This window comes from Paenarthrobacter sp. 10L420 (genome assembly GCF_056395385.1).
This window is the reverse complement of record NZ_JBFTJK010000007.1, coordinates 147,748-163,091: the sequence shown is the minus strand read 5'-3', so window position 1 is coordinate 163,091 and position 15,344 is coordinate 147,748. Positions and strand designations below refer to the sequence as shown.

The window sequence follows — 15,344 nt, the reverse complement described above, 5'->3', positions numbered from 1 at the left end:
AGATCATTCCTGCCGGCGCTATAAGACCGCGATTGCCCGGTCGGTGGGGGCGACCGGTGCCGGAAGGATTGTGCTTCCCATGAGGAACTTGTCCACTGCTGCCGCACACGCACGGCCTTCGGCAATGGCCCACACAATCAGGGACTGGCCACGTCCGGCGTCGCCGGCAACAAACACACCCTCGGTGTTCGTCATGTAGTAGCCGTCGCGGGCTACGTTGCCCCGACCGTCGAATTCTGCACTGACCTGCTCGGTGATACCGGCCGGTTCAGCACCGGTGAAGCCGAGGCTCAGGAAGACGAGGTCAGCAGGAATGATCCGCTCCGTCCCGGCCTTCGGGAGGCGCTTGCCATCCACGAACTCCGTCTCGGCAACCTTGACCCCGGTGAGTTTGCCGTTCTCGCCAACAAACTCCACGGTGGAGGCCAGGTACGTACGCTCGCCACCTTCTTCGTGGGCGCTGGCGACCTCGAAGAGCGTGGGGAACGTCGGCCAGGGCTGGTGACCTGCACGCTCAAGAGGCGGCTGCTTGCCGATCGCCAGCGTGGTAACAGAAGCCGCCTGGTGACGGTGCGCTGTACCGATGCAGTCCGCGCCGGTGTCGCCGCCACCAAGGATGACCACATGCTTGCCACGGGCATCAATGTGATTTTCCGGGCTCTCCCCCGCTACTACGCGGTTGGAAGGAACCAGGTAATCCATGGCGAAGTGAACACCTTCAAGGTCACGGCCCGGAATGGGCAGATCGCGCGGGACGGTTGCACCGGTAGCAATCACGACGGCGTCGTAACGGCGGCGCAGCTGTTCCCAGGTTACGTCCGTACCGACTGCGACGCCGGTGCGGAAGCGGGTGCCTTCGGCCTTCATCTGCTCCAGGCGGCGGTCAACCTGTTCCTTCTCCATTTTGAAGTCGGGGATGCCGTAGCGGAGCAGGCCGCCGATCTTGTCGTCACGCTCGTACACGGCAACCGTGTGACCAACGCGCGTCAGCTGCTGTGCAACTGCGAGGCCTGCAGGACCGGACCCCACCACGGCAACCGTCTTGCCAGTGAGGCGCGTCGGCGGAAGGGGGTGGACCCAGTCGTTGTCGAAGGCTTCGTCAATGATGGAAACCTCAACCTGCTTGATGGTCACGGCAGGCTGGTTGATACCCAGCACGCAGGACGCTTCGCAGGGTGCCGGGCACAGACGGCCGGTGAACTCCGGGAAGTTGTTCGTGGCATGGAGGCGTTCAATCGCTTCCTCACCCTTGTCCCGCCACACGAGGTCGTTCCACTCGGGAATGAGGTTGCCCAGCGGGCAGCCCTGGTGGCAGAACGGTACGCCACAGTCCATGCAGCGGCCTGCCTGGCTCTTCAGGACACCCTTTTCCTGGGCTTCATACACTTCTTTCCAGTCCATGATGCGGACCGGAACGGGACGGCGTGGCTGCGTCTCGCGCTGCCGGACTTTCAAAAATCCGCGTGGATCAGCCACCGGTTACCTCCAGGATTCGAGACCATACTTCTTCGCCGTCGGGGTCAAGGCCCTCTTCGATGGCGTCGAGACGGGTTTGCAGGACTGCGGCGTAGTCGCGCGGCAGTACTTTGGTGATGCGGGCGGCGGTGTCGTCGAAGTTCTCGAGCAAACGGCCGGCCAGGACGGATTCGGTTTCCTCGGCGTGCTTGGTGAGCAGGCCGTGGACGATGTCGCGGTCCTCGGCGTCCAGCTCAAGGAGCTGAAGTTCACCGGAGTCCAGCGCATCCTTGTTGACCCTCTCGTGCTGCAGGTCCAGCACGTAAGCAGTACCACCGGACATGCCGGCACCGAAGTTGCGTCCGGTACGGCCAATGATCAGTGTTTGGCCACCGGTCATGTACTCGCATCCGTGATCGCCAATACCTTCGACGACGGCGGTCGCACCCGAGTTACGCACCAGGAAGCGTTCACCAACCTGGCCACGCAGGAACATCTCGCCGCTCGTTGCGCCGTAACCGATGACGTTGCCGGCAATGACGTTGCGCTCCGCCTGGAACACGTTGGTGCGGTCCGGGCGGACGATGATCCGTCCGCCTGAGAGGCCCTTGCCCACGTAGTCGTTGGAGTCTCCGTACATGCGCAGCGTGATGCCGGCAGGCAGGAAGGCGCCAAGTGACTGGCCAGCGGTGCCGTTGAGCGTGATGTCGATGGTGTCCGTCGCCAGCACATCGGTACCGAACGTCTTGGTCACCACGTGGCCGAGCATCGTGCCCACGGAACGGTCCGTGTTGATGACGTCCAGGGTGATCTTGACAGGCATGCGGTCACTGAGCGCTTCGGCGGCCATGGTGATGAGCCGCTGGTCGAAGTGCTTGTCCAGCTCGTGGTTCTGGGTGGTCATGTTGCGCAGCGGCACGTCGTCGTCAAACTCAAGGCCGTGCAGGATCGGATCCAGGTCCAGCCCTTCGGCTTTCCAGTGGTCGATCGCTTCGCGGGTGTCCAGTACCTCGGCGTGGCCGATCGCCTCTTCGAGGCTGCGGAAACCGAGCTCTGCCAGGATTTCGCGGACTTCTTCTGCGAGGAACTCGAAGAAGTTGACCACGAACTCGGGCTTGCCGTTGAATCGTGAACGCAGTTCCGGGTTCTGGGTAGCAACACCGACGGGGCACGTGTCCAAGTGGCAGACCCGCATCATGATGCAGCCGGAGACAACCAGCGGAGCCGTTGCGAAACCGAACTCTTCGCCACCCAGCAGGGCGGCAATGACCACGTCACGGCCGGTCTTGAGCTGGCCATCCACCTGCACCACCACGCGGTCGCGGAGACCGTTGAGCATGAGCGTTTGCTGGGTTTCGGCCAGGCCAAGTTCCCACGGCACGCCTGCGTGCTTCAGCGAGTTCAGCGGCGAGGCGCCGGTACCGCCGTCGTGACCTGAAACAAGCACGACGTCGGCCTTCGCCTTGGTCACCCCGGAGGCCACAGTGCCGATCCCGACTTCCGAAACCAACTTCACGTGTACACGGGCCGAAGGGTTGGCGCGCTTGGCATCGTAGATGAGCTGCGCGAGGTCTTCGATCGAGTAGATGTCGTGGTGCGGAGGCGGGGAAATGAGTCCGACACCGGGCGTCGAGTGGCGCGTGCGGGCAACCCAGGGGTAGACCTTCTGGGCCATCAACTGGCCACCCTCGCCGGGCTTGGCGCCCTGTGCCATCTTGATTTGGATGTCGTCGGCGTTGGTCAGGTACAGGCTGGTGACACCGAAGCGGCCGGAAGCAATCTGCTTGATGGCAGAGCGGCGCTCCGGATCCAGCAGACGGTCAACGTCTTCGCCACCTTCACCGGTATTGGACTTGGCGCCCAAACGGTTCATGGCGATGGCGAGGGTCTCGTGCGCTTCCTTGGAGATGGAGCCGTAGCTCATGGCGCCGGTGGAGAAACGCTTGACGATACTGGAGACGGACTCCACTTCCTCAAGCGGCACGGCCGGACGGACGTCACTCTTGAACTTGAGCAACCCACGCAGGGTCATCAGGTTCTCGGACTGATCGTCAACGCCCTTGGTGTAGGCCTTGAAGATGTCATAGCGACGCTCACGGGTGGCGTGCTGCAGGCGGAACACCGTCTCCGGGTTGAAGAGGTGCGGTTCGCCGTCGCGGCGCCACTGGTATTCGCCGCCGCCGAGCAACGGCTGGTGCGGGTGCTCGATGCCGCCCTCCGGGTACGCCATCTGGTGGCGTGCCGAAACTTCCGCGGCAATGACGTCCAGGCCCACGCCACCCAGCTGGGAGTGCGTACCCGAGAAGAATTCGTCAACGAGTTCCTGCGACAGGCCCAGTGCCTCGAACGTCTGGGCGCCGGTGTAGGAAGCAACTGTGGAGATGCCCATCTTGGACATGATCTTCAGCACACCCTTGCCGAGGCCCTTGATGAGGTTGTAAACGCCGTCTTCCGGAGTCACGCCCTCAACGTCGCCGTTGGAGATCAGCTGTTCAACCGATTCCATGGCGAGGTAGGGGTTGACTGCCGATGCGCCATAGCCAATGAGCACGGCAACGTGGTGCGTCTCGCGGACATCGCCGGCCTCAACCACGAGTGCCGTCTTGGTGCGATTGGCACTGCGGAGCAGGTGGTGGTGGACAGCGCTGACAAGCAGGAGCGACGGAATGGGTGCCCACTGCGCGTTCGAGTCGCGGTCGGACAGCACAACGTACTGCACGCCACGGTTAATCGCGCCGGAAACCTGCTCGCAGATCTCTGTCAGACGGGCACGCAGTGCCGCTTCCCCACCCTCCGGGCGGTAAAGGCCACGTACCTTCATGGCGATGCGATCGCCGTCGGCGTTTTCGATGTTCGAGATCTTGGCGAGTTGATCGTTGTTGATCACGGGGAACGGCAGGGAGATCTGCGGTTGGCGGACCTGCTTGCCATCCAAAAGGTTGCCGTTTGGTCCGATGGCGCACTTCAGTGACGTGACCAGCTCTTCGCGGATGGCGTCCAGCGGCGGGTTGGTGACCTGGGCGAAGGACTGCACGAAGTAGTCAAACAGCAAGCGCGGACGCTTGGACAGTACGGCAACCGGGGTATCGGAACCCATGGCACCCAGGGGCTCAGCGCCCGTGCGGGACATGGGGCCGAGCAGGATCTTCAGTTCTTCAGTGGTGTAACCGAAGGTCCGCTGGCGGATGTTAACCGATGCAGCGGTGTGGCGTACGTGCTCGCGCTCGGGGAGCTCGTTGATGTCGATCAGGTTGTCCTTGAGCCATTCGGCCCACGGGTTGGCTGCAGCGACCTCGGCCTTGACCTCGGCGTCGTCGATGATGCGGCCGGCCTCGGTGTCCACCAGGAACATCTTGCCCGGGGCAACGCGACCCTTCTTGACCACGTTGGAAGGCTCGACCTCGATGACGCCCACTTCCGAGGCGAAAATGATCAGGCCGTCTTCAGTGATCCAGTAACGTCCCGGGCGCAAGCCATTGCGGTCAAGGGTTGCTCCAACGAGGTTGCCGTCAGTGAAGGACACAGCGGCGGGACCGTCCCACGGCTCCATGAGCAGTGAGTGGTATTCGTAGAACGCGCGGCGTGCCGGATCCATGGTGGCGTGGTTTTCCCACGCCTCCGGGATCATCATCATGATCGAGTGCGTAATCGGCCGGCCGGAGAGCCAAAGGAGCTCGGCTACTTCGTCGAAGGAAGCAGAGTCCGAGGCACCCGGGGTGCAGATCGGGTACAGCTCTTCGGGGGTGTCGCCCAGCAGCGGGCTGGCCAACTGCGACTGGCGTGCGCGCATCCAGTTGCGGTTGCCCTTGACCGTGTTGATTTCGCCGTTGTGGGCGATGGTGCGGAACGGCTGCGCCAGAGGCCACGACGGGAAAGTGTTCGTGGAGAAGCGTGAGTGGACAATGGCCAGCTTCGTCTTGAAACGCTGATCCGAAAGGTCGGGATAGAACGGCTCCAACTGGGCCGTCGTCAGCATGCCCTTGTACACAATGGTGCGCGAGGACAGCGAGGGGAAGTACACGCCGTACTTGTTCTGGGCCCGCTTGCGGATTCGCCAGGCGCGGGAGTCAAGTTCGTTGCGCTCAAGCTGCTCGCCGGTAGCGGATGCAAAGAAGGGCTGTGAGAAGTACGGCATACAGGCCCGTGCCATGGCGCCCACGAGGTCTGCGACCACGGGAACCTCACGCCAGCCAAGGACCGTAAGTCCCTCATCCGCTGCAAGAGCTTCGATACCGGCCTTGGCCGTAGCTGCTTCGCGCGATTCAGCAGGAAGGAAGGCGGTACCCACCACGTACTGGCCCGGAGCGGGCAGTTCGAATTCGGTGACGGCCCTGAAGAACTCGTCCGGAACCTGCATGAGCAGGCCCGCACCGTCGCCAGTACCTTCATCGGCGCCCACGGCGCCGCGGTGTTCGAGATTGCGGAGGGCAGTCAGAGCCGCTTCCACGATGTCGTATCCCGGTTCCCCGCGGAGCGTGGCAATAATTGCCAGGCCGCAGGCGTCCTTCTCCTTGTCCGGGTTGTAAAGACCCCGGGCCTCCGGAAGCGCAGCAAAGCGCTTGAATGGAGACATGGCACCCTGCGGTTCGATATTTTCGGACCAACCGGGGTTATGAAGATGGGTCATGGGAGACGTCCTTCCTCGTGATCGTGCGTATGGAAGGGACAACGTTGGCCCCACCTTGCATGCCCTTGTGATGGGCACAACAAAGCGCTAGTTATTGGAATTGTAGGCCAGCCAATCAAGCGCAACTAACAGTTACGCAGACCACTGGCCCCGGCTTGACCAGTGAACATCGGTATGCTGCGATCCGGTTTCCGGGGTGCCACGACGCTGTGGACTGGGCCCTACGAGCGGTGACTCTGTTGCCCCTTTGCCGGAAGCGACTACTTGGTGTCGTCAGCTTCCAGCGAGGATCCGGGGGCCTTCCTTGCGGCAGTCGCAGCAGACTCCGATTCCGCCTTGGACGTTGTGTCCTTTGCGGAATCTCCTGCTGCATCCTGCGGCTCGTCAACGTGGCCCGGATCGCTTTGGTTATCTGGGAGATTACCACGGGAACCACTATCTGAGACAGATGGGTCCACATCATGACTGGTGACGCTCGTCACGGATGCCTCATCTTTGGCTGGCGTGGCTTCAGGTTCCCGGCCCGGTAAATAAGGGGTATCCGGCTGCGGCCGGCCTCCCCTGCCGAGAACAAGGAAGATCACCAGCGCCGCAATAAAGACGAAGATACTCGTCCATACATTCAGCCTGGTGGTGATCCCGAAAAGGCTGATCTGCTCGGCGTCGTCAATCCTGAGGGCTTCGATCCACACGCGGCCAAGCGTGTAATACATCGCGTAAAGCCAGAACAGGCGTCCTCGGCGGAAGTGGAACTTCCGGTCCAGCAGGAGCAGGATGGCGACGCCCAGGATGTTCCACAGGAATTCATAAAGAAACGTCGGGTGGAAGAGCGTGTCTGCGGGCATACCCGCTGGGAAGTTGGCGTTGGCAGGGTCGATCTGGAGGCCCCACGGCAACGTTGTGGGGGCACCGAAGAGTTCCTGGTTGAACCAGTTGCCCCAACGTCCGATCGCCTGGGCAAGCAGCAATCCGGGAGCCGCGGCATCCAGGAACGCCGTGAGCTTGACGCCCGCCCGACGGCAACCGATCCAGGCACCCACGGCGCCAAGCAGTACGGCTCCCCAAATACCCAGGCCGCCCCGCTGTATCTGCGGAATCAGGGAGAGGTCACCTGTGCCGTCGAACCCAGGGCCGAAGTACGCATCCGGGGACGAAAACACGTGGTAAAGCCGGCCACCGATGATGCCGAAAGGAATCGCCCAAATGGCGATATCCCACAGGCTCCCGTCGGGGGCTCCACGGCGCTTCCATCGGGCTGACGTCAACCATAGGCCGATGATGATGCCCGCCAGGATGCAGAGGGCGTATGCGTGGATACGCAGCGTCCCCCACGGCAGCGGAATGTCGAAACCGGACCACGATGGGCTCGGGATGCTCAGTGGAACCATTGCCGCTGCGTGGAGGACGGTCTGCATTGGGCTTCGCTGTTTCCTTTTCCTAGGCGTCTGCAGCTGCGCGGCCCAAGCCGGCGCTGAGGTTCTTGGTGAGTTGGCCGACGGCGTCAACGCCGCCGTCGCGGAGGGCCGCCACGAGCGCAGTGCCGACGATCACGCCGTCCGCGTAGGCAGCGATCTCGCGGACATGATCCGGGTTGGAAACGCCGAGGCCGACGCAAACCCGTTCAGCACCTGCAGCGTGGGCGCGTGCCACGACGTCTTCGGCTGCGCTGCTGACTGACTGGCGTGCACCGGTCACACCCATGATGGAGACGGCATACACAAAGCCACGGCTGGCCTTGACGGTCATGTCCAGTCGTTCGGGTGTGGACGATGGAGCCACCAGGAAGACCCTGTCCAGTCCGTACTTGTCTGAAGCCTCGAACCACTCACTGGCCTCATCCGGAATGAGGTCCGGAGTAATAAGGCCCGCTCCCCCGGATTCAGCCAGGCGTCGGGAGAACTCATCCACGCCCATGCGCATAACAGGGTTCCAGTAGGTCATGACCAACACGGCGGCGTCCGTAACGGCAGTGATCCCTGCAACGACGTCGAAAACATTGGCGACCCGGAAACCGTTGTTGATCGCTTCCGTGGTAGCAGCCTGGATGACAGGTCCGTCCATCACAGGATCGGAGTAAGGAATGCCGATCTCGATGAGGTCGGCACCGTTCCGGGCCAGGGCGATGCCTGCATCGATGCTGTCCTGGACCGTGGGGTAACCCGCCGGAAGATATCCGACAAGGGCTGCCCGGCCCTCGGCCTTGGCGCTGTCGATAGCTGCAGCGGATTTGCTGGCGAATTGTTCAGTCATCAGTTCTGGTCCTCGTTTACGTCCACGGCTGCTTCGGAGGTGCGTTCTGCAGGACCTTTGGGCTTGCGGGTAGACAGGGTGGTGCCCTTGACGTGACCTTCTTCGTCCAACATGTTGAACCATGCGGCTGCCGTTTCCACGTCCTTGTCCCCGCGACCGGACAGGTTCACGATCACGGAGATCCCGGACGGGTCCTCTTTGCCTTCGGTGAGGCGCTTGCCCACCTTGATCGCACCGGCAAGCGCGTGCGCAGACTCGATGGCGGGGATGATGCCCTCGGTCCGGCACAGGAGGCTGAAGGCGTCCATGGCTTCGGTGTCCGTGATGGGCTCGTACGTCACGCGTCCGATGTCCGCGAGGTACGAGTGCTCGGGTCCCACGCTGGGGTAGTCCAGTCCGGCAGAGATCGAGTGGGATTCGATGGTCTGGCCGTCTTCATCCTGCATCAGGTAAGAACGGGCACCATGCAGCACACCGGGACGTCCCAGGGAGATTGCTGCAGCGTGACGCCCGGTCTCAACGCCTTCGCCGCCAGCCTCAAAGCCATAGATCTTCACGGAGGCGTCGTCCAGGAAGCTGTGGAACAGGCCGATGGCATTGGATCCGCCACCAATGCAGGCACAGATGGCGTCGGGCAGCTTGCCGGTCTGGTCCAGGATCTGGGCGCGGGCTTCCTCGCCGATCACTTCGTGGAAGAAGCGGACCATGGCAGGGAACGGGTGGGCTCCGGCAGCGGTACCCAGCAAGTAGTGGGTGGTCTCCACATTGGAAACCCAGTCCCGCAGGGCGTCGTTGATGGCGTCCTTGAGGGTCTGCGAACCATTGGTCACCGGAACCACAGTGGCGCCGAGCAGTTGCATGCGGGCAACGTTCAAAGCCTGGCGGCGGCAGTCCTCGGCACCCATGTAGACAACGCACTCCAGGCCAAGGAGGGCTGCTGCCGTGGCACTGGCAACGCCGTGCTGGCCTGCGCCGGTTTCAGCAATAACCCGGGTCTTGCCCATGCGCTTGGCCAGGAGGGCTTGCCCCAGGACGTTGTTGATCTTGTGGGAACCGGTGTGGTTGAGGTCTTCGCGCTTCAGGAAAATCCTCGCGCCACCAGCGTGCTTGGAGAAGCGCTTGGCCTCTGTCAGCAGCGACGGACGTCCGGAATAGTTCTTGTTGAGGTCCTTCAACTCCGCGAGGAACTCGGGATCAGCCTTGGCTTTCTCGAACGTGTCCTGGACTTCGTCGAGTGCGGCGATAAGTGACTCGGGCATCCAACGGCCACCGTAGTTACCGAAGTACGGCCCGCTTGCGTTGCGCAGCGAATGGCCACCTTGCAGGAATGCGTCGGCCGCATTCTCTTCCGAGCTGGCTGTTGGCGCGTCCACCATCAGTCTCACCGTCCTGTTCCAGTTAGTTCATCGGGTAGTTCCACGTGCCACAAGGCAGCCGCAGGCACATGCCCGGGCTGCCTCATGGCTGTCGCCTTGCTTCAGGTACTGCCTCAGTTCCTGACGGCGATGGCGGCAGCTCCAGCTGCCTTGAATTCGGTGATGCGTTCGCGGGGGGTTGAGTCGCTAACCAGCGCCTCCCCCACCAAAATGGCATTGGCGCCGCTCGCGGCATAGTGCGTGACGTCCTCGGCCGTCCGCACGCCGGACTCCGCAACAATCACTGCCTCAGCCGGAATCAAACCAGCCAGTGAACCGAAAACTGAACGGTCGACGTCGAGCGTCTTCAGGTTTCGGACGTTGATGCCGATGATCTTGGCCTGCGCAGCGACGGCGCGCTCAATTTCCTCTTCGGTGTGCGTTTCCACCAGCACGTTCATGCCAAGCTCATGGCTGAGGCCGCTGAAGTGAGCCAGCTCCGAGTCGGACAAGGCCGCAACGATCAGCAGAATAAGGTCCGCACCGTGGGCGCGGGCTTCCCAAATCTGGTAATCGTCCACCGTGAAGTCCTTGCGCAGCAAGGGAATATCGACGGCGGCACGTACGGCATCGAGATCTGCCAGCGATCCGCCGAAACGTCGCTTCTCGGTGAGGACGCTGATAACGGAAGCTCCGCCATGTTCGTACTGCACCGCGAGCGAGGCGGGGTCGTCGATGGGTGCGAGATCGCCCTTGGAGGGGCTCCGACGCTTGATCTCAGCGATGACCTTGAGATCCTCGCGGTTCGAGGAAGGACCACCCAGGGCAGCCCAAGCGTCACGCGCGGGAACTGCACCTGCAACGCGGTCCTTCAGCTCAACGAGGGACACAAGCCGGCGGCGGGCCTCCATGTCCTCCTTGACGCCGACGATGATGTCGTCAAGAACGGTCACGATTAGTGGCCGTTGTTCTGCAGCTTGCTGCCACCCACTCCGTAGCCGGCCTTGCGCATGGCCCAGCCCACGATGAGGCCGGCCACCATGACCACGACACCGCCGATGAAGATGGGGGTGCTGGCAATGACGAAAGCAATGGAGGAAATCAGGGCGCCGACCAGCATCACAATCACGCAGGTCCAGGCAGCCGGGCTGTTACCGTGGCCGATGGCATCAGCGTGGCTGGCCATGGTGGAGGTAGCTTGGTTTGCGGACACTGTGGTTTTGCTCATGTGGAATCTCCTCAGGATGAATACTGCTTACATTCTGCCATTTATTGACGGCGGCCGGGACATCGTCCGACGTCAGGACCGGCCCCGGCGCTTATGTTGCGCCATACCGGCCCGAAAGAGTGCTGGACGGCCTAGGTTGGGTCTTCGCCGCGGGAAAGACTGTCCCAGCTGTCGATCTCGTCCACTGGTCCGTTACCGCGTTCCCTAACAGCAGCGGCATCGTACTTGGTCCGGGATTTCCAATACCGTCCCGCCAGCGGCAAGACCACTGCACAGACGGCAAGCAGGGCACCGGCCACGATTGCCAGCACGGGGAAGACCGTTGTGGCCACGCTCGCCTGACCTCCCGAGATGCCGGTTGCCGCAGCGATGGAACCCTGGGCTGCCCCGAGAGGATCGGACAGGACCGTGGCGGCTGCGAGGATAATCCCAGCAGCAGACAGAGCAAGGAGGGCCGCGATGATCCAGCGGGCGATCCGCCCCGCAATGGAAGCGGCCAACCCACCGGCGAGGGCTACGAGTGCCAGTGCGGTAACGGCCGTGGCTGCCTTGCTGCCTTGAACGTGGAGGTCGCTGTTGGAGGCAGCTGTCGGATCAAGACGGACCTCGATCCAGGTCTGCGTGGTAGTTCCAAAGACAGCGAGTGCCAGGAGTGCCGTTGCAAGAACAAGAGTTGACTTCCGCGCCCAACGCGGCGATGTGGTCGCCGTCGGCCCCTGTGCTTCAGCGGTCATGAGCCGGGCGTCCCGCCGTCGACGATTCCTGCTTCGGGAACGGTCTCCGCAGAAATATTTTGCAACGAACCCGCCGTGTGCACGGCCCGAAGCGGCGCAGCAGCCTTGTTCACGGTTTCAAGGGCTTCCGACGGCTTGTGTGAATCAGCAACAATCCCGCCGCCGGCCTGCACGTAGGCCCGGCCTTCCCGCAGCAACGCAGAACGGATGGCAATCGCCATGTCCATGTCACCGGCAAAGTCCAGGTAACCCACAACGCCACCGTAGATACCACGGCGGTGCGGTTCGAGTTCGTCCAGTAGGCGCAGGGCCCGTGGTTTCGGGGCACCGGAAAGGGTACCTGCGGGGAACGTTGCCTTGAGGACGTCGTAGGCCTTGGCATGCGGAGCCAACTCCCCCACCACAGTGGACACCAAGTGCATGATGTGGCTGAAACGCTCCACCTCCATGAACTGGGTGACGTCAACCGTGCCGGCAACGCAGACCTTTGAGAGGTCGTTACGTGAAAGGTCAACCAGCATGAGGTGCTCTGCACGCTCCTTCTGGTCGGCCAAAAGTTCCGTGGCCAGGGCTTTGTCAGCTTCAACAGTCTTGCCACGGGGACGCGATCCGGCGATGGGGTGCGTAATGACTTCGCCGCCGGTTACCGTCACCAACGCTTCCGGCGAGGAACCCACGATCGAATACTCGCGGCCGTCAGCATCTTCGAGGCTGAAGATGTACATGTACGGGCTCGGGTTGGTGTTGCGCAGTACGCGGTAAACGTCCAGCGGGTCGGCCTTGCACTCCATCTCGAAGCGGCGCGAAATGACCACCTGGAAGACCTCGCCATCGACGATCGCTTCCTTGCCGCGATCGATGGCTTCCAGGTACTTGGCCTCGTCCCAGCGTTCCTGCACGCTCGACGCAAAATCCAATGCGGCCGGCTCCAGCACCGAGACCGGCTGGGCAACAGGCGTACTGACCTGGTCCAGCAGCGCTTTAACGCGCGCCACGGCGTCGTGCCAGGCGTCATCCACACGCTCGGAACTGTTGTCGAAGTTGATCGCGTTGGCGATCAGGAGGACAGTGCCGTCCACATTGTCATGAACTGCCATGTCGGTGACCAGGTTCAGGGCCATTTCAGGCAGGTGGAGGTCGTCTTCCGGCGGCGCCGTCAGCTTCTCCCAATGGCGCACGGCCTCCCAACCCAGGAACCCAACGAGGCCGGAAGTAAAGGGCGGCAGCCCTTCAAAACGGTCCGTTTGCAGGGCGGCGATGGTGTCGCGGACTGCTTCCACCGGGTTGCCGGCCACGGGAACGCCGACTGGCGGCTCACCTATCCAGTGTGCCTGGCCATCCTTGGTGGTCAGCGTGGCGCGGGACTTGGCGCCAATGAAGGAATAGCGCGACCAGGCACCGCCAACCGCTGCCGACTCAAGGAGGAATGTTCCGGGCTGGCCCTTGGCGAGCTTACGGTACAGGCCGATGGGAGTCTCGGCGTCGGCCAGGACTTTGAGTCGGACAGGGATGACACGGCTGTGGACGGCGAGTTCGCGGAACTCTTCCAGGCCCGGGCTGATGATTCCAAGGTCCTGCATGGCTATTGTTCTCCGCCTTTGGTCTTAGGTGGTGCGTCAGGGAAACTAGGGGATGCCTTAATCGCGGTGGCCCGTTACGACCGAAAAGTCGCGCCCGTCGAAGCAGGTCCGGGTACCGGTGTGGCAGGCTGCGCCGATCTGGTCCACGCGGACCAGGAGGGCATCGCCGTCGCAGTCAAGGGCGACTGACTTCACGAACTGTACGTGCCCGGAAGTGTCGCCCTTGCGCCAGTATTCCTGGCGGGAGCGCGAATAGAAGGTCACGCGCCCCGTGGTCATGGTCCGGCGGAGTGCCTCGTCATCCATCCAGCCCAGCATGAGGACCTCATGGGTATCGTGCTGCTGGATGATGGCGGCTACAAGGCCTGCAGAGTCGCGTTTAAGGGCGCTGGCGATCTCCTGCGGCAGGGTGTCCGCGGGGTCGCTGGAGAGCTCCACGGCAGGAGTTGGACTGGGGGCGGACTGCTCTGACATCAGATCAAGTCTAGTGCCTTTGATGGGAGCCGTATTCTGCGGCGGTTCCACTGCGCAACCTTGCCCTGATCGTGCTAGTTTCACAAGTGATGCATTTCGTCGATCCTTCCCGAGAAGTACTGGCCGAAACCTTGCTGGCGGCCGGACCTGACTCCCCCACGCTCTGCCAAGGGTGGCTCACCCGGGATCTTGCGGCGCACCTTTACCTGCGCGAGCGTAAAGCGGCCGTGGGGATTGGCCTCCTGATCCCCAGCCTCGGCAAGGCTTCGGACAAAGCGACGGCCAAACTCGCCGCCAAGCTCAAGACCACTGACGACTACGCGGAGCTCGTCAAGACGTTCCGCGCGGGTCCCCCAGCCCTTTCCCCTTTGAAGATCAAGGCGCTGGACGAAACGTCGAATCTCATCGAATATTTCGTCCACACCGAGGACATTCGCCGCGCGGGTGACCGCTGGGCACCCCGGGCCCTCGACGAAGCGTACTCGGATGCATTGTGGGATGAACTGATCAAGCGGGCGGCTTTCCTTTACCGCGGCGTAGACCTCGGCATCGTTCTGGTGCGGCCTTCCGGCCCCCGGCACGTGGCCAAACGCGCTCCAGTTTCGGTAGCGATTGTGGGCGAACCCGGCGAGTTGCTGATGCATGCCCATGGCCGCACCAGCCAGGCCCTCGTCACCTTCGAAGGCCAGCCGGACGCCGTCGCGCTTTTGCAAACCGCAGACATCGGCCTTTAAGACAGACAACGCGGGGTCACTTTTGGCCCATCATCCTTGCGGAGATGGGCCAAAAGTGACCCCGCGTTGCTTTTGGCAGACGGAGCTACCTGACTTCGAAGCCAGCTTCGCGAATAGCCGCTTTGACTTGGGCGATCATGTCATCCGGACCGAAGTGGAACACCGAAGCTGCCAGCACAGCGTCGGCTCCGGCTTCCACGGCTGGCGGGAAATGCGCAGGCTTCCCGGCACCACCGGAGGCGATGATCGGAATGTTGACCGCCCCACGGACAAGGCGGATCAGTTCAAGATCGAATCCGTCCTTGGTGCCGTCGGCGTCGATCGAGTTCAAAAGAATCTCTCCCACACCCCGGTCCGCGGCTTCCTTGGCCCAGGCGATGGCATCGATTCCCGTCCCGGTCCTGCCACCGTGGGTGGTGACTTCAAAACCGGACGACGTCGGGGCGTCGCCTTCGCGGGTTCGGCGCGCATCCACGGAGAGCACCAGGACCTGGGAGCCGAAGTGGCGCGTGATTTCGTCGATGACCTCAGGCCGGGCCACGGCGGCGGTGTTGATCGATGCCTTGTCAGCGCCGAAGCGCAGGAGTTTGTCCACCTCTGCCACGCCACGGACGCCGCCGCCCACAGTCAGCGGAATGAAGACTTCCTCGGCGGTGCGGCGAACAACATCGAAGGTGGTTTCTCGGTTGCCCGATGACGCGGTGACGTCAAGGAACGTCAGTTCATCTGCACCGCCATTGTCGTACCGGTGGGCAAGTTCCACCGGATCTCCGGCGTCCCGCAGGCCCTCGAAGTTGACGCCTTTGACCACGCGGCCGGCATCGACGTCCAGGCAGGGAATGACGCGTACGGCTACAGCCATGTGCTGCTCCTTAATTCTGCTGTGCGCTAATTCTGCTGTGCGCTG

The 15,344-nt window shown here is 62.6% G+C and carries 12 protein-coding genes; 1 reads left to right on the top strand and 11 read right to left on the bottom strand.

The annotated features are described in order from the left end of the window. Positions 1 to 18 precede the first annotated feature (18 nt). The 10 genes from AC1DD5_RS13090 to hisI form a co-directional block, all read right to left on the bottom strand. Positions 19 to 1,476, bottom strand: a complete 1,458-nt coding sequence (locus AC1DD5_RS13090) for a glutamate synthase subunit beta (RefSeq protein ID WP_442003002.1) — start codon at positions 1,474 to 1,476, stop codon at positions 19 to 21. Beyond that, entirely contained in the window at positions 1,469 to 6,082 is a 4,614-nt protein-coding gene (gltB, locus tag AC1DD5_RS13085; RefSeq protein ID WP_442016828.1) for a glutamate synthase large subunit, read from the bottom strand. The genes AC1DD5_RS13090 and gltB overlap by 8 nt, the downstream gene beginning before the upstream one ends. A 260-nt stretch (positions 6,083 to 6,342) precedes the next feature. After that, positions 6,343 to 7,497 (bottom strand): prolipoprotein diacylglyceryl transferase, encoded by a 1,155-nt coding sequence (lgt, locus tag AC1DD5_RS13080; protein ID WP_477521696.1) that lies wholly within the window; start codon positions 7,495 to 7,497, stop codon positions 6,343 to 6,345. 22 nt (positions 7,498 to 7,519) lie between these two features. Continuing rightward, positions 7,520 to 8,332: a tryptophan synthase subunit alpha gene (gene trpA / locus AC1DD5_RS13075; RefSeq protein ID WP_477521695.1), complete on the bottom strand. Its 813-nt coding sequence runs from the start codon at positions 8,330 to 8,332 to the stop codon at positions 7,520 to 7,522. Next, the gene (trpB, locus tag AC1DD5_RS13070; protein ID WP_477521694.1) at positions 8,332 to 9,708 is read right to left on the bottom strand and encodes a tryptophan synthase subunit beta; all 1,377 of its coding nucleotides are present in this window, start codon (positions 9,706 to 9,708) and stop codon (positions 8,332 to 8,334) included. The genes trpA and trpB overlap by 1 nt, the downstream gene beginning before the upstream one ends. A gap of 113 nt (positions 9,709 to 9,821) precedes the next feature. After that, positions 9,822 to 10,640, bottom strand: a complete 819-nt coding sequence (gene trpC, locus AC1DD5_RS13065; protein ID WP_477521693.1) for an indole-3-glycerol phosphate synthase TrpC — start codon at positions 10,638 to 10,640, stop codon at positions 9,822 to 9,824. A 2-nt stretch (positions 10,641 to 10,642) separates the two neighbouring features. After that, complete coding sequence (locus AC1DD5_RS13060) at positions 10,643 to 10,915, bottom strand: HGxxPAAW family protein (RefSeq protein WP_216923214.1); 273 nt, start codon at positions 10,913 to 10,915, stop codon at positions 10,643 to 10,645. A gap of 131 nt (positions 10,916 to 11,046) precedes the next feature. Then, positions 11,047 to 11,649, bottom strand: a complete 603-nt coding sequence (locus AC1DD5_RS13055) for a Trp biosynthesis-associated membrane protein (protein ID WP_477517077.1) — start codon at positions 11,647 to 11,649, stop codon at positions 11,047 to 11,049. Beyond that, a complete protein-coding gene (locus tag AC1DD5_RS13050; RefSeq protein WP_477521692.1) occupies positions 11,646 to 13,229 on the bottom strand; it encodes an anthranilate synthase component I in 1,584 nt (527 codons plus the stop codon). The genes AC1DD5_RS13055 and AC1DD5_RS13050 overlap by 4 nt, the downstream gene beginning before the upstream one ends. 57 nt (positions 13,230 to 13,286) lie before the next feature. Next, positions 13,287 to 13,703 (bottom strand): phosphoribosyl-AMP cyclohydrolase, encoded by a 417-nt coding sequence (hisI, locus tag AC1DD5_RS13045; RefSeq protein WP_224089670.1) that lies wholly within the window; start codon positions 13,701 to 13,703, stop codon positions 13,287 to 13,289. A gap of 89 nt (positions 13,704 to 13,792) precedes the next feature. Here hisI and AC1DD5_RS13040 point away from each other — a divergent pair, with 89 nt between their 5' ends. Beyond that, entirely contained in the window at positions 13,793 to 14,437 is a 645-nt protein-coding gene (locus tag AC1DD5_RS13040) for a TIGR03085 family metal-binding protein (protein WP_216923805.1), read from the top strand. 85 nt (positions 14,438 to 14,522) lie between these two features. On the opposite strand, the gene hisF is transcribed toward AC1DD5_RS13040, so the two are convergent. After that, on the bottom strand, positions 14,523 to 15,299 hold the full coding sequence (gene hisF, locus AC1DD5_RS13035) for an imidazole glycerol phosphate synthase subunit HisF (protein WP_216923206.1): 777 nt from the start codon (positions 15,297 to 15,299) through the stop codon (positions 14,523 to 14,525). Between the last annotated feature and the right edge of the window lie 45 nt (positions 15,300 to 15,344).

Bases quoted from the DNA above. Each gene is read 5' to 3' on its own strand.
- gltB (WP_442016828.1), bottom strand. From the start codon at position 6,082: ATGACCCATCTTCATAACCCCGGTTGGTCCGAAAATATCGAACCGCAG.
- lgt (WP_477521696.1), bottom strand. From the start codon at position 7,497: ATGCAGACCGTCCTCCACGCAGCGGCAATGGTTCCACTGAGCATCCCG.
- trpA (WP_477521695.1), bottom strand. From the start codon at position 8,332: ATGACTGAACAATTCGCCAGCAAATCCGCTGCAGCTATCGACAGCGCC.
- trpB (WP_477521694.1), bottom strand. From the start codon at position 9,708: ATGGTGGACGCGCCAACAGCCAGCTCGGAAGAGAATGCGGCCGACGCA.
- AC1DD5_RS13060 (WP_216923214.1), bottom strand. From the start codon at position 10,915: ATGAGCAAAACCACAGTGTCCGCAAACCAAGCTACCTCCACCATGGCC.
- AC1DD5_RS13055 (WP_477517077.1), bottom strand. From the start codon at position 11,649: ATGACCGCTGAAGCACAGGGGCCGACGGCGACCACATCGCCGCGTTGG.
- AC1DD5_RS13050 (WP_477521692.1), bottom strand. From the start codon at position 13,229: ATGCAGGACCTTGGAATCATCAGCCCGGGCCTGGAAGAGTTCCGCGAA.
- hisI (WP_224089670.1), bottom strand. From the start codon at position 13,703: ATGTCAGAGCAGTCCGCCCCCAGTCCAACTCCTGCCGTGGAGCTCTCC.
- AC1DD5_RS13040 (WP_216923805.1), top strand. From the start codon at position 13,793: ATGCATTTCGTCGATCCTTCCCGAGAAGTACTGGCCGAAACCTTGCTG.
- hisF (WP_216923206.1), bottom strand. From the start codon at position 15,299: ATGGCTGTAGCCGTACGCGTCATTCCCTGCCTGGACGTCGATGCCGGC.